The sequence below is a fragment of the Acidimicrobiales bacterium genome, assembly GCA_035540975.1.
GTDB lineage: Bacteria > Actinomycetota > Acidimicrobiia > Acidimicrobiales.
Genome location: DATLFN010000100.1, coordinates 1 through 11,574, shown reverse-complemented (window position 1 = coordinate 11,574; position 11,574 = coordinate 1). Strand labels below are relative to the sequence as shown.

The window sequence follows — 11,574 nt, the reverse complement described above, 5'->3', positions numbered from 1 at the left end:
CCTGCTTTGCAAGCAGGGGGTCGTGGGTTCGAGTCCCATCGTCTCCACCACGAAGTTCGTGTCGGGCCCCGTCGGCCCGTCACCGGATCGGCTCGTGCCCTCGGCGTGCCGTCCCGGGATGGGCTCTCGCAAACCCATGGTTGGCAACGGGAGCGCACAGGCGGCCCCGTGCGCCTCACAGGGCGGCCGGGCCCCGGCGTCCCGAGGCCGAGAGGCGGCGCAGCCGGCGGCGGGCGGCCTCGGCCCACCGTGGCGCCACCGCCGGGTGGGCGGCGACCTGCGCCAGCAGGTCGGCGTCGTCGGTGTGCGTGGCCTCGGCCAGCTCGACGACCGTCAGCCGCTGCTCGGGCCGGGAGACGACCTCGACCTCGTCGCCGGGGGTGACCGTGCCCTCCTCCACGATGCGCAGGTAGGTGCCGTAGCGGCCGACGACGTCGAACAGCTCCACGAAGTCGGCCGTGCCCATCCGCATGCCGAGCTTGAAGCACGGGGACCGCGGCTCGCTCACCTCGAGCACGCACGTGCCGACCCGCCACCGCTCGCCCACCTCGGCGTCGCGCAGGTCGTAGCCGTCGACGGTGAGATTGTCGCCGAACGTTCCCGGGCCCAGCTCCACGCCCAGCTTCTCGGACCACCACCGGTAGTCGTCCGCCCCGTAGGCGTAGACCGCCTTGTGGGTCCCGCCGTGGACCCGCCGGTCGGCCTGGTCGTCACCGGCGAGGTTCACGCCGGAGACCTCGACGGGCCCGTCCACTGGCTCCTTCCAGATGCCGGAGCGCACCTTGCGACCGTGCCATTCGACGGTGCGCGGCTTGCCCACGTTCACCGACACGACGCGCACCGTCATGGCTGCGACGCTACGGCGGGACGGGGCCGGGCGCCGGGGCTGGTGCGGTCAGGCGGTGCGGGCCCGGCTGCGGCGGACGAGGACGGCGCCCGTGGCGATGGCACCGGCGCCGACGGCCACCATGCCGGCGATGTCGCCGCCGGTGACCGGCAGGGTGTCGCCGCCGCTCGAGCGGGTGATCGACTCGCCGAGCACCCTGGTGGGCACCTCGCGGCTCAGGTTCTCGCTCATGACCTGGGGCGGGTTCCCGCCGGGGTACGCGGGCACCGTCTGGGCTCCGGCCGCCACGGGCAGGGACAGCGCGAGGACGGCTCCCCCGGCCGCCAACACCTTCGGGAGCCACGCTGCGGTCACCATCTTGCCTACCCCCTCGAACGCCTCTCGGGCCCATTGTACCGGGCCGGACGGGACGAAGCGACACACGGTGCGCGGTTCACCACGCAACGTCGCGGCGGGGCCCGCTCTCCCACGACCGGCCCTCGGCCGACCACGCCACCGGCGGGAACCGGCCCGAGGGCTCCACGGTCAGCCGGCGCAGCTCGGACGGCAGCCGGAAGCGGACGACGGCCGTCACCGTCTGGCCCCGGTCGACGCGGATCTCCCACGCCACGACCGTGGTCGGCCCGTCGGGACCGGCTGCCGCCAGCGCCGGGTCGCCCTCGACCTGGACGTCGGTGGCGAACGCCGGGAGGTTGACGCTCACCAGCCCGCGGTAGGCGCCGGGCGGGAGGTCCTCCAGGCCCCGGTGGCCGCCGCCCGCGACGTACCTGTTCTCGCCCTCCGGGACCGTGTTGCGCATGGTGACCCCCAGCTCGACGGCGTGGCCGCCGCCGCCGGCCGACGTCTCCACGTCGAGGGCGGCGTCGACGTCGAGGAAGGGGTCGAGCTTGTTGCCCCCCCGGTTGAGGACGGCGACGGACAGCGAGCGCTCGGTGAGGGCACCGGTCACGCCGGCCGCCTCCCACATCGCGTGGTCGCCAGGGTGGCGCGACCAGGCCAGCAGGTGGCGGCCCGCCGCCATCTCCCCGAAGGCGGTGGCCAGCGCGCCGACGTCGCCCTCCTGGCTCTGCACGGCGTCGAGGGTGGCGGCGGCGATGAGGCCCAGCATCTCCCGCCGGGCCGCCTGGGCCTCGTCCCCCCCCTCGTCGATGCCGGCGTACTGGTCGTGGAGGAGCAGCGAGAGCACGTCGTCCGCCGAGACCGTCACGTCCCCCGCCGCCACCGGCCCGGTGGACGTGAGCAGGCCGCGGAGGGCGACCGGGTCGACCATCACCACGCCCTCCACCTCCTCGCCCTCCCGCGCCCGCCACATGGCCGCGGCCAGCTCGGCGTTGGCGGCGAAGCGCGGCGACGCGGCGAGGTTGCGCCACTCCCGGTTGGGCTCCATCCATCCCCAGCGGGCGGCGAGGTCGGCGTCGGCGATCGGCGGCGCCTCCTCCGGCGCCAGCAGGAGCTCGGGGGCGGGCCGGAAGCCGCCGAGCGACAGGGTGCCGTCGGCGAAGGTCAGCAGGCCGATGCTGAGGAACATCCCCGAGCCGGCCCGCATCTCGGCGTTGTTGGCGCCGATGACGAGGTAGGTACGCGGGCCGGCCAGGAGGTCGGCCAGCCCGGTGGCGACGACGGCACCCCGCCCCATGGCGTCGCGCACCTCGCCGAGCCGCTCGACCAGCTCGGCCCGCCGCTCGGCCAGCGGGTCGACCAGGGCGCGGCCGGGCCCGAGGTCGACGGCGGCCAGCCGGCGTTCGAAGCGCGCCGCCGCCGTGCCGAGCCGGCGGAGCAGGGCGACGCGTTCGGGGCCGGTGTCGCGGGGCTGGGCCAGCGCTTCCTGGGCCTCCTCGACGGCTTGCGTCCCGATCGCGGCGATGTCGTCGGCCGCCCCGGCCAGGGCACGCGCCGAGCGGACCTGGCGCCCGACGACGGGCAGGACCCGCAGGGGGAGCACGGCCGGGTTGTCGAGGCCCCGCCGGGCCCGGCGGAAGGCGTCGCCCGCCTGCCGCAGCGGGGCCAGGGCCGTCCCGTCGACCAGCTCGGACGGCGACGTCAGCTCCTCGGCCCGCTCGACGGCGTCGATGCCGGCCAGCGCGTCGCGGCGAGCCTGGGCGAGGGTGACGGCGCACGTCGCCGCCCACCCGGCGAGGCCGAGCACGACGAGCGCGGCAACGCCGAAGCGCCGGCCCCGCCGGCGTCCCTCGGGCCCGACGGCCCCGGCGGGCGCCGCCTCGGGCCGCGGCTCGTCGGGACCGGCATCCACCGGCGAGAGCGTACGACGGGCGGGTGGTCCGCCCGCGGGCGGGTCACCCGCCGGCGATCAGCGAGACGACCGGGGGACGGGACGAGCCGACCGCGGCGGTTCAGCCGCCGGCCATGACGGAGACCACCGGTGAGGTGAGGGCCCGCCCGGTCGCCGAGCCGAGGAAGGTGGCGTCGCCGAACGAGAAGACGCCTCCGTCGGCCGCCACGAAGCGGTAGCCGCGGCCCGAGGCCGTCCGGGCCATGGCCACGATGGGCCTGGCCAGGGCGATGGCGCCGGTGGAGCCGAGGAAGGGGGCGTCGCCGAAGGCGAACACCCCGCCGTCCCGGGCCACCAGCCAGTAGCCGCGGCCGGAGGGCGTCGATCCCATGGCCACCACCGGCTGGCTGAGCCGCAGGGCGGCCGTCGAACCGAGGAACCGGGCGTCCCCGAAGGCGAAGACGCCTCCGTCGGCCCCCACGAACCAGTAGCCGTTGCCGGTGGGGCTGGCCGTCATCCCGACGATGGGCTGGTTGAGGCGGATGGCGCCGGCGGAGCCGAAGAACCGGGCGTCGCCGAACGAGAACACGCCACCGTCCCGGCCGACCAGCCAGTACCCCCGCCCCGACGGCGTGGCGGCCATCCCCACGATCGGCTGGTTCAGCGCCGTCCCCGCGAGCGACCCCAGGGCCGGTGCGTCGCCCGTGGTGAGGACGGCCCCGGTGGTGGTGACCATCCACCCGCCCAGCCCGCTGGGCGAGGGCGCGGCGCCCACGACGGGCGACCCCGTCACCACCGAGGGGAGGGCCGCCACCGCGCCGAACCCGAACGTCTCCCCCCGGCTGCCTACGAGCCGGTACCACGCGCTGCCGTCCGAGAGGGCGCCGTAGACCGTGCCGGACGACTCCGAGACGATGGACCCGGCCGGCGCCAGCATGAAGATCTGGGTGACCCAGACCCGCCCGCCGGCGGCCACGACGCCGATCCCCACGGCGTTGAACGACGGCGACACCATGTTCGAGAGGTGCGACGCGCTGGCCACCAGCTGGTCGTGCACCTCGGCGGCCGTCGTGGCGCTCCCGACGTTCTGAGCGAGGCGGGTCCAGTCGGCGCCCACGGCCGAGGCGAGGTCGGGGTGGTGGGACAGCCGGCCGGCGGCGGCCATGCGGGCCGACCAGTCCCGCGCCTGATGTGACAGGCGGGCGTCCGTGGCGAGGGCGGCGAGGCCCCGGCCGGCGCGGAGGTCACTGAGGCGGCCCGCCAGCGCCCGCTCGTCGGCCGCCGTGTCCGCCCCGGCGATGCCACGCCCCGAGGGCAGGCCGGTGAGGACCAGGCACCAAAGGGCCGCGGCCACGGCGACGAGGACGGCGGGACGCCGCGCCGCCGCGGGCGAGAAGGGCATTCCGCCTTGTCTACCGGAATCGCCCGGTCCGCGCCGAGGCGACGGGTGAGGGCGCCGACGGCTCTGCTCAGCGGGCGTCGACCAGTTGGGCTTCCCGCTCCCGGCGGGCCCGCAGCCGCCCGGCCGCCGAGCCGACCCGGGACACGTGCTTGAGCACCCGCTGGCGCGCCTCCTCGGCCTCGGGTGACAGGCCCTCCAGCGACTCGAGCCGCCAGTGCCTTACGACGAGCGGCAGGAGGATGTGGTCGTGGTGCTGGACGAAGTCGTAGATCCCCGCCTTGGCGATGCGGGCGGCGTGGGTGGGGAAGTCGTCGATCCCCGTACCCGGCATGGCGAACTCCCGGACCTGGCGGTCGATGGCGAGGACGACCATGGACGGGTCGATCTCCATCGCCGCGTCGGTCACCCCCCGGTAGAACAGGTAGTGGAGGTTCTCGTCGGCGGCGACCCGCGCCATCACCTCGTAGCCGGGCCGGTCGGTGAGCAGCTTGCCGGTGTTCATGTGGGAGATCCGCGTCGCCAGCTCCTGGAGGGTGACGTACACCATGGTGTCGGCCGGGTTCTCGGGCTCGGGGGTGATCCCGTCGGACACCTGGCGCATGCGCGCCCTCTCCAGGACGCGGGCGTCCAGCGCCCGCGACACGGTGAGGTAGTCACGGATGACGATGGCGTGGCGCCCTTCCTCAGCCGTCCACCGCCGCGCCCACTCGCCCCACGCCCCGTCGCCGAAGACGTTCTGGATGGTGTGGAAGTAGTACGGCAGGTTGTCCTCGGTGAGCAGGTTGAGGAACAGCGCGCTGCGGACCTCGTCGGGGACGGCGTACTCCTCGGGGTCCCAGACCTCGTCGGGCTGGAAGTCCCGGCCCCGGCTCCACGGGACCATCTCGTGCGGGAACCACTCCTTGGCCTTGGCGAGGTGGTGGTCGAGAAGGCGGGCGACGGTCGGCTCGAGCTCCTGCAACAGGGCACGGTCATCCATGGGCCGCAAGCCTACCTACTGGTCGGTAGGCGTTCCACCGCGCAAGGGGTGAAGTGACCGAAGACCCTGGAAAACCGCGCGTCGGCATGGTTGACTCGTCCGTACGGCGGGTGGGGCTTCGCGCCCGGACGCCGCCGATAGCCGAGATGGAGGGGCGTCCGTCCCTCCACGACGATGGGGGGCGAGCGTGATCGACAGGGATCTGAGACTGCTGGACGAGCCGCGGGTCGCGAAGAGGCGCGGGCGGAGGCGCGGCGCCGCCGCGGTGGCGCTGATCGGCACGGCGAGCATCGTCGGTGCCGGTCTGGCCGGCGCCGACGGCACCGAGACGTTGGGCCCGCCCGTGGGCGTCACCGTCGCCACCGGTACCGGCGTGTCCGTGGCCGGGGTGGGCCTCGGCGGGCACACCGGCGTGGCGAACCAGCCGGGTACCTTCACCGTCTCGGTCCCGGCGGGGGCCACGGTGAAGCAGGTGCTCCTGTACTGGGAGGGCCACGTCCACCAGGGCTCGACGCCCGACAACACGGTGACGTTGAACGGGACCTCGGTGACCGGCTCGCTGATCGGCGGCCCGACCTTCTTCTTCGACGACGTCCACGCGGCCGGCTTCCGGGCCGACGTCACCGGCCTCGGCCTGGTGGGCGCCGGCAACACGAGCCTGACCGTGGCCGGGCTGGCCAACGACTTCGCCAACAACGGTGCGGGCGTCGTCGTGATCTACGACCAGGGCACCACCCCGGCGGCCATCGCGGTCCGCGACGGCATCGACCTGGCGTTCGTGAGCTTCCCCGCCCCGCGCGACACCACCGTGCCGCAGACCTTCAACTTCCCTGCCGCCGCTGAGCCCCGCACGGCGACCCTGGGCGTGATGGCGGCGAGCGTGGAGCCCAACCGGCCCAACGCCATCGTCGTGACGACGGGCGGTGTCACCACCACGATGGTCAACCCGCTGTTCAGCGAGCAGGGCGCCGACTTCGACGCCAAGACCATGCCGGTGACCATCCCGGCCGGCGCGACCAGCGCCACCGTGCAGGTCCTGTCGACCGGCGACGGGTCGGGGCGGCTCCCGGCGTCGTTGTCGTGGATCGTCGGCACGCTCTCGGTGCCCGGGGTGCGGCAGGGAGCCGGTACCGGCACGCCCGGCTACTGGAAGAACCACCCCGAGGCGTGGCCGGTCGACTCGCTCGTGCTCGGCACCACCACGTACACCAAGGCGCAGCTGCTGGCCATCCTCGGGCAGCCGAAGTCGAAGGACCTGAGCTACGCGCTGGCGTCCCAGTTCATCGCCGCCTCCCTCAACGTCGCCAACGGTGCCGACGGGAGCTGCATCACGGCCACGCTGGCCGCCGCCAACGCCTGGCTGGCCACCAACGCCCCCGGCAGCGGGGTCACCGGCAGCAGCGCGGCGTGGAGGACGGGTGAGCCGTTGAAGAGCACGCTCGACGCGTACAACAACGGGCTGCTCTGCGCCCCCGCACGCGACTGAAGCCGAAGGCCTGACCGGTCGGACGAGCGGCCGGGCCCCCCACTCTCGGGTGGAGGGCCCGGCCGTTGCCGCGTCCGGCACGCAACAGGCGCCGTCCGGGAGTATTGTTGACCTGACAGGTCGACAATCGACGATCCCAGGGAGGGACCATGGCACTGCAGCTCGGCGACGTCGCACCGGACTTCACGGCGGAGACGACCGAGGGGAAGATCAACTTCTACGAGTACCTGGGCGCCGGGTGGGGCGTCCTCTTCTCGCACCCGCGGGACTTCACCCCGGTGTGCACGACGGAGCTCGGCCGGGTCGCCAAGCTGAAGGACGAGTTCGAGAAGCGCAACACCAAGGTCGTCGGCCTCAGCGTGGACCCGGTCGAGTCCCACGAGGAGTGGGCCAGGGACATCGAGGAGACGCAGGGGGCGGCCCTCAACTTCCCGCTCGTCGGCGATCCCGACCGCTCGGTGGCCGACCTCTACGGGATGATCCACCCCAACGCCAACGACACCCAGACGGTGCGCTCGGTGTTCGTGGTCGGCCCCGACAAGAAGGTGAAGCTCACGCTCACCTACCCGGCCAGCACCGGCCGCAACTTCGACGAGATTCTCCGGGTCATCGACTCGCTCCAGCTCACGGCCGACTACATGGTGTCCACGCCGGCCGACTGGAAGGACGGCGACGACGTCATCGTCGCCCCCGCCCTCTCCGACGACGAGGCCAAGGAGCGTTTCCCCAAGGGCTTCGAGACCAAGAAGCCCTACCTGCGGGTGACGCCCCAGCCCAACCGGTAGGTCGTCCTCGCAACCGGAGGGTCCTCGTCGGGCCCGACGGGGCGGGCCCCGGCCGGGGGGCGACCCGCCCCGTCGCGCCCGGTCCGTTCCTGGTGGCGTGAGGCACACTGACCGCCATGGTCTCGGCGGTTCTGGTGGACGTGGTCCGGACGGCGGGTGGGAAGCGGAAGGGGTCGCTGAAGGGCTGGCACGCGGCCGACCTGGCGGCCGAGGTGCTGAAGGCGGTGGTCGCCCGCAACGACCTCGACCCCGGGCTCGTCGACGACGTCATCCTCGGGTGCGTGATGCAGGTGGGCGAGCAGGGGCTGAACGTGGCCCGCAACGCCGTGCTGGCCGCCGGCTTCCCCGAGTCGGTGCCGGCGACCACGGTCGACCGGCAGTGCGGCAGCTCGCAGCAGGCGGTCCACTTCGCCGCCCAGGGGGTGATGGCCGGCGCCTACGACGTCGTGGTGGCCGGGGGGGTCGAGTCCATGAGCCGCGTCCCCATCGGGGCGTCGCTCCAGGTCGGCGGGATGCCCTTCGGGCCGGCGGTGTTCGCACGGTACGCCGAGGCCGGCGGGCTGGTGCCCCAGGGGATGGCGGCCGAGCTGATCGCGCAGCGCTGGGGCCTCACCCGCGAGGAGCTGGACGCCTACTCGGCCCGCTCCCAGCAGCGGGCGGCCGCCGCCCGGGCGGCGGGCCGGTTCGACCGCGAGATCGTCCCCGTGGCGGTCCGGGACGACCACGGCCACGACACCGGGCGGGTGCTCGCCGCCGACGAGGGGATCCGGCCCGACACCACCGTCGAGGTCCTGGCCACCCTCAAGCCGTCGTTCAAGCCGGACGGCGGGCGGGTGACGGCCGGGAACTCGTCGCAGATCACCGACGGGGCGTCCGCCGCCCTGATCGTGAGCGAGGAGCGGTGCGCGGCCCTGGGGCTGACCCCGCGAGCCCGGTTCACGGCGTTCGCCCTGGCCGGGGTGGACCCCGTCACGATGCTCACCGGTCCCATCCCGGCCACCGCCAGGGTGCTCGAGCGGGCCGAGCTCGAGCTCGACGACATCGACGTCGTGGAGGTGAACGAGGCGTTCGCCTCCGTCGTCCTGGCATGGGAGCGGGAGATCCGCCCCGACATGGAGCGGGTCAACCCCAACGGCGGCGCCATCGCCCTCGGCCACCCGCTGGGGGCGTCGGGGGCCAGGCTCCTCGCCACCCTGGTCGGTGAGCTCGAGCGCCGGGGCGGGCGCTACGGGCTCCAGGTGATGTGCGAGGGCGGCGGCCTGGCCAACGCCCTCGTCGTCGAGCGGCTGGGCTGATCCCCTGTGGCCCCGATCCGGCAAGCGCCGCCCGGCTGCCACACTGGTCGGTGATGTACGCGCCACCGGGGGGCCTGCTGGCCGAGGTCCTCGCCGCTCTCACCCACCACAGTCCCGACGGGATGGTGGTGGTGTCGCCCGACGGCCAGTTCGTCTACGCCAACGCCCGTTTCGCCGAGATCTGGCGGTTCCCGCCCGAGGTCCTGGGCGTGGGCGAGGACAGCCTCGCCCTCGAGGCGGCCACCGCGATGGTGCGCGACCCCGAGGCGTTCCTCCAGGCGGTGCACCGCGCCTACGCGTCGGGCGTCCCCACCCACGACTCGGTGGAGATGCTGGACGGTCGGGTGCTCGACCGCCACGGGGTGCCCCTGCGGGACGGGGCGGGAGCGGAGCTGGGCTGGGCGTGGTACTTCCGTGACGTCACCGAGCTCCGCCGGGCCGAGGGCCAGCAGCGGGCGCTGGCCGACACCCTCCAGGCCAGCCTGCTCCCGCCCCGCCCGCCGACCGTGCCGGGCATGGACGTCGCCACCCGATACCGGCCCGGCGACAGCGACCTGTTGGTGGGGGGCGACTTCTTCGACGTCTTCCGCCTCGGTCCCAACGCCTGGGGCCTGGCCGTGGGGGACGTCTGCGGCAAGGGCGCCGGTCCCGCCTCGCTCACCGCCCTCACCCGCTACACGCTGCGCGCCGCCGCCGTGCACCACGCCCTCCCGTCGGCCGTGCTCGACGAGGTCAACGCCGGGCTGGTGGCCGACGCACCGGTGGAGGCCGACGACCGGTTCTGCACCGTCGTGTACGCCCGCCTCGAGCTGGACGTCTGCGGCGCGTGGGTGACCCTGGCGTGCGCCGGCCACCCGCGGCCCATCGTGGTCCGGCGGGCGGGATGGATCGACCTGCGCGGGCAGGCCGGCACCCCGGTCGGGATGTTCGACACGGCCACGGTGACCGACGACCGGGTGGGCCTCGGGCCGGGCGACGCCCTGCTGTTCTGCACCGACGGCATCACCGAGGCCCGCAACGCGGCGGGCGAGGAGTTCGGTGACGAGGCGCTGCCGTCGATCCTCCTGGCGTGTGCCGGAGAGACGGCCGACGTGATCGCCGAACGGGTCCTCGACGGCGCCAACCGCTTCGCCGGGGCCCGGGCCCGGGACGACATCGCCGTCCTGGTCGTCCGGGTGCCGCCCGACGCCAAGGACAACTCGATCGAGCGCCTGGCCGCCGCCACCGGGGTGCCGGCCGACCTCCTCGACCTCCCGGGGTACCCGGTGGGCGACCCCCACGGCGGCCTGTGGCACCAGCGCCCGCTCGCTCCGCGCGAGGCCCGCATCGCCCTGCCGGCCGACGTCGCCAGCGTCCCCGCCACCCGGCAGTTCCTGGCCGGTGTGCTCCGCAGCTGGCGCATGCCCGAGGTGGTCGAGGGGGACGTCCAGCTGCTCTCCAGCGAGCTCGCCAGCAACGCCGTGCGCCACGCCCGCTCCCGCTTCACGGTGATCGTCCGCTACGACGGCGAACGGCTGCGCGTCGAGGTGGGCGACGGCTCCCGGGCCATGCCGCGGAAGCGGTCGCCCGAGCCGGACGAAGTGGGTGGCCGGGGCCTCGTGCTGGTGGACGTGCTGGCCTCCTCCTGGGGCGTCCTGCCCACCCTTGAGGGCAAGCGGGTGTGGTTCGAGGTCCCCGCCCCCGCGCCCCGCGGCTGACACACCGCCGCCCTCGCTACGCTCGGGGGGTGGTTCGCCTGCTCATCGCGTTGGTGATGTTCGTCGTCATCCTGCGCACCGGCGTGGCCGTCCTGAGGTTCCTGGGCCGGCCGGCCCCCGCGCCCCCGCCGCCGGGCGAGCTGCGCAGGGTCAGCCTCCGCTACCGCTGCACGAGTTGCGGCATGGAGCTCAAGATGACCGCCGCTCCCGACGAGGACCCGCCGCCGCCCCGCCACTGCATGGAGGAGATGGTCCCGGTGGCGCCCGCCTACGAGTAGGCGCGGTCAGCGGTAGCGGGTGGCGGTGATGAAGCCGGCGGTGATGAAGCCGAGCCCGAGGAAGAGATACGTGTTCTTGGCGTCGCCGGGCAGCACCTCGAGGTAGTTGGCGACGATCACGACCATGCCCAGGACCAGCAGCGTGAACATGAGGACCGGCACCCAGCGGGGGCTGACCTTCAGCTCCTTGGGGATGGGCGGCGTGTACCGGTTCGACCCCTTCGGGGTGACGCGGCCGGTGCCCGGCCGGGCCGCCGGCGTGGACCGCCGGGCGCCCTTGGTGGACGGCTCGCTCGCCTTGGGGCGGCTGCGCTCGGGCTTCGCCATGGAGGCAGACTAGCGACCCGGTGCCGCGCTCCCGCCTGCTCCTCGCCGTCGGTTGCATCCTCCTCGGCTTCCTGGCCGCGGTGGTCGTGCGGTCGCGTCCGGCGGACCCGTCGGCCCGCCTGAGCAGCGAGTACCGCCTGGCCGACCTCATCGAGCGCCAGCAGCAGTCCACCACGACCCTGCGCCGCCAGGTCGAGATCCTGCGCCGCCAGGTGGAGCAGCTGCGCACGGAGCGGGCGGGGGGCGAG

General features: G+C 74.4%; 12 protein-coding genes. 6 read left to right on the top strand and 6 right to left on the bottom strand.

What is annotated here, in order from left to right; translation table 11 throughout:
- Nucleotides 1-175 precede the first annotated feature (175 nt).
- The 5 genes from VM242_10895 to VM242_10875 form a co-directional block, all read right to left on the bottom strand.
- Nucleotides 176-847, bottom strand: a complete 672-nt coding sequence (locus VM242_10895; GenBank protein ID HVM05672.1) for an MOSC domain-containing protein — start codon at nt 845-847, stop codon at nt 176-178.
- Between the two features lie 48 nt (nt 848-895).
- Nucleotides 896-1,204 (bottom strand): hypothetical protein, encoded by a 309-nt coding sequence (locus VM242_10890; protein HVM05671.1) that lies wholly within the window; start codon nt 1,202-1,204, stop codon nt 896-898.
- Nucleotides 1,205-1,280: 76 nt separating this feature from the next.
- On the bottom strand, nt 1,281-3,098 hold the full coding sequence (locus VM242_10885; GenBank protein ID HVM05670.1) for a DUF4012 domain-containing protein: 1,818 nt from the start codon (nt 3,096-3,098) through the stop codon (nt 1,281-1,283).
- Nucleotides 3,099-3,198: 100 nt separating this feature from the next.
- Entirely contained in the window at nt 3,199-4,479 is a 1,281-nt protein-coding gene (locus tag VM242_10880) for a CAP domain-containing protein (GenBank protein HVM05669.1), read from the bottom strand.
- 67 nt (nt 4,480-4,546) lie between these two features.
- The gene (locus tag VM242_10875) at nt 4,547-5,458 is read right to left on the bottom strand and encodes an acyl-ACP desaturase (GenBank protein HVM05668.1); all 912 of its coding nucleotides are present in this window, start codon (nt 5,456-5,458) and stop codon (nt 4,547-4,549) included.
- 187 nt (nt 5,459-5,645) lie between these two features.
- On the opposite strand from VM242_10875, the gene VM242_10870 reads away from it, so the two are divergent.
- The 5 genes from VM242_10870 to VM242_10850 all read left to right on the top strand — a co-directional run bounded on the left by VM242_10870 (nt 5,646) and on the right by VM242_10850 (nt 10,999).
- On the top strand, nt 5,646-6,944 hold the full coding sequence (locus VM242_10870; protein ID HVM05667.1) for a hypothetical protein: 1,299 nt from the start codon (nt 5,646-5,648) through the stop codon (nt 6,942-6,944).
- Between the two features lie 149 nt (nt 6,945-7,093).
- Nucleotides 7,094-7,729, top strand: coding sequence for a peroxiredoxin (locus tag VM242_10865; GenBank protein HVM05666.1), 636 nt, complete (start codon nt 7,094-7,096; stop codon nt 7,727-7,729).
- A gap of 116 nt (nt 7,730-7,845) precedes the next feature.
- Nucleotides 7,846-9,024, top strand: coding sequence for a thiolase family protein (locus tag VM242_10860; protein HVM05665.1), 1,179 nt, complete (start codon nt 7,846-7,848; stop codon nt 9,022-9,024).
- Nucleotides 9,025-9,077: 53 nt separating this feature from the next.
- Nucleotides 9,078-10,721, top strand: a complete 1,644-nt coding sequence (locus VM242_10855) for a SpoIIE family protein phosphatase (GenBank protein HVM05664.1) — start codon at nt 9,078-9,080, stop codon at nt 10,719-10,721.
- Between the two features lie 29 nt (nt 10,722-10,750).
- Nucleotides 10,751-10,999: a hypothetical protein gene (locus VM242_10850; protein ID HVM05663.1), complete on the top strand. Its 249-nt coding sequence runs from the start codon at nt 10,751-10,753 to the stop codon at nt 10,997-10,999.
- A 6-nt stretch (nt 11,000-11,005) separates the two neighbouring features.
- Here the strand turns inward: VM242_10850 and VM242_10845 are convergent, their stop codons facing one another.
- Entirely contained in the window at nt 11,006-11,326 is a 321-nt protein-coding gene (locus VM242_10845) for a cell division protein CrgA (protein HVM05662.1), read from the bottom strand.
- 20 nt (nt 11,327-11,346) lie between these two features.
- On the opposite strand from VM242_10845, the gene VM242_10840 reads away from it, so the two are divergent.
- Nucleotides 11,347-11,574, top strand: a 228-nt coding sequence (locus VM242_10840; protein ID HVM05661.1) for a hypothetical protein, incomplete at its 3' end; no start/stop codon positions are given.

Excerpts from the sequence above, each read along its gene's own strand:
- VM242_10845 (HVM05662.1), bottom strand. The coding sequence starts at position 11,326 with ATGGCGAAGCCCGAGCGCAGCCGCCCCAAGGCGAGCGAGCCGTCCACC.
- VM242_10855 (HVM05664.1), top strand. The coding sequence starts at position 9,078 with ATGTACGCGCCACCGGGGGGCCTGCTGGCCGAGGTCCTCGCCGCTCTC.
- VM242_10895 (HVM05672.1), bottom strand. The coding sequence starts at position 847 with ATGACGGTGCGCGTCGTGTCGGTGAACGTGGGCAAGCCGCGCACCGTC.
- VM242_10890 (HVM05671.1), bottom strand. The coding sequence starts at position 1,204 with ATGGTGACCGCAGCGTGGCTCCCGAAGGTGTTGGCGGCCGGGGGAGCC.
- VM242_10880 (HVM05669.1), bottom strand. The coding sequence starts at position 4,479 with ATGCCCTTCTCGCCCGCGGCGGCGCGGCGTCCCGCCGTCCTCGTCGCC.
- VM242_10865 (HVM05666.1), top strand. The coding sequence starts at position 7,094 with ATGGCACTGCAGCTCGGCGACGTCGCACCGGACTTCACGGCGGAGACG.
- VM242_10875 (HVM05668.1), bottom strand. The coding sequence starts at position 5,458 with ATGGATGACCGTGCCCTGTTGCAGGAGCTCGAGCCGACCGTCGCCCGC.
- VM242_10860 (HVM05665.1), top strand. The coding sequence starts at position 7,846 with ATGGTCTCGGCGGTTCTGGTGGACGTGGTCCGGACGGCGGGTGGGAAG.